The 1,580-nt window shown below is 63.6% G+C and carries 2 protein-coding genes; both read right to left on the bottom strand.

The features are described 5' to 3' along the window. On the bottom strand, nucleotides 1-362 hold a 362-nt coding region (locus NKH78_RS32485), incomplete at its 3' end, for a GFA family protein (RefSeq protein WP_352885245.1). Between the two features lie 70 nt (nucleotides 363-432). Then, nucleotides 433-1,560, bottom strand: a complete 1,128-nt coding sequence (locus NKH78_RS32490) for an S-(hydroxymethyl)glutathione dehydrogenase/class III alcohol dehydrogenase (protein ID WP_352876492.1) — start codon at nucleotides 1,558-1,560, stop codon at nucleotides 433-435. Nucleotides 1,561-1,580: the final 20 nt, after the last annotated feature.

The following is a 1,580-nucleotide window of genomic DNA, read 5'->3' on the forward strand; positions in this document are numbered from 1 at the left end:
TCCGGATGGATGAAGGACAGCCCCTTGAAAGCGTGGTCGCGCTCGACCGGGCCGTGCATGTGGACGCCGCAGCCGGTGCAGGCATGGCGCAGGATCAGCGCGCCCGGATCGACCACCTTCAGCTTGTCGCCGTTTTCGGTCACCGTCACGTCCTTTGTACCGGCAACCGCCACGACCGAGAACAGCGCGCCTTCCGGCTTCCAGCATTTGGTGCAGCCGCAGGCATGATTGTGCGCGATCTGGCCCTTGACCTTCACCTTGACCGGGTTGCTGGTGCAGGCGCAGACCAGCGTGCCGCCGGCAAAATCGGGCTTTTCCCGTGGCAATCCATTGTCGATTTTAGGATGCAGTTTCTCCGGCATTTTTGTCTCCTCCCGTGTTGAACATGTGCATTGTCGGCCGTTGGCTGGTTAGCCGGCGGCTTTCTCCTCCTCAGTAAACCACCACGCTCCTGATCGACTTGCCTTCATGCATCAGGTCGAAGCCCTTGTTGATGTCCTCGAGCTTCAGCGTGTGGGTGATCATCGGATCGATCTCGATCTTGCCGGCCATGTACCAGTCGACGATCTTCGGCACGTCGGTGCGGCCGCGCGCGCCGCCGAAGGCGGTGCCCATCCAGGTGCGGCCGGTGACCAGCTGGAACGGCCGCGTCGAGATCTCCTGGCCGGCGCCGGCAACGCCGATGATGACCGACTTGCCCCAGCCGCGATGCGACGCTTCGAGCGCCTGCCGCATGACCTTGGTATTGCCGGTGCAGTCGAAGGTGTAGTCGGCGCCGCCGATCTGGTCGGCGCCGCGCTTGGTCATATTGACGAGATGGGCCACGATGTCGCCGTCGATCTCCTTCGGATTGACGAAATGCGTCATGCCGAATTTCTCGCCCCATTGCTTCTTGTCGTTGTTCACATCGACGCCGATGATCATGTCGGCGCCGGCAAGGCGCAGGCCCTGGATGACGTTGAGGCCGATGCCGCCGAGGCCGAAGACGACCGCCGTCGCGCCTTGCTCGACCTTGGCCGTGTTGATCACAGCGCCGATGCCGGTGGTGACGCCGCAGCCGATGTAGCAGATCTTGTCGAAGGGCGCGTCGGCATCGACCTTGGCCACCGCGATCTCGGGCAGCACGGTGAAGTTGGAAAAGGTCGAGCAGCCCATATAGTGGAACAGCCTGTCCTTGCCGATCGAGAAGCGCGAGGTGCCGTCGGGCATCAGGCCCTGTCCCTGCGTGGCGCGGATGGCGGTGCACAGATTGGTCTTGCGCGACAGGCAGGACGGGCACTGCCGGCATTCCGGCGTATAGAGCGGGATGACATGGTCGCCCTTCCTGACCGAGGTGACGCCCTTGCCGATATCGACGACGATGCCGGCGCCCTCATGGCCGAGGATCGCCGGAAACAGGCCTTCCGGGTCGGCGCCCGACAGCGTGAACTCGTCGGTGTGGCAGATGCCGGTTGCCTTGATCTCGACCAGCACCTCGCCATCGCGAGGACCCTCGAGGTCGACCTCCATGATCTCCAGCGGCTTTCCGGCGGCGACGGCAACAGCGGCGCGCGTTTTCATCAGGCAATCCTCCCAAGACA

Source organism: Mesorhizobium sp. M0910, assembly GCF_040319465.1.
GTDB lineage: Bacteria > Pseudomonadota > Alphaproteobacteria > Rhizobiales > Rhizobiaceae > Mesorhizobium.

Excerpts from the sequence above, each read along its gene's own strand:
- NKH78_RS32490 (WP_352876492.1), bottom strand. The coding sequence starts at position 1,560 with ATGAAAACGCGCGCCGCTGTTGCCGTCGCCGCCGGAAAGCCGCTGGAG.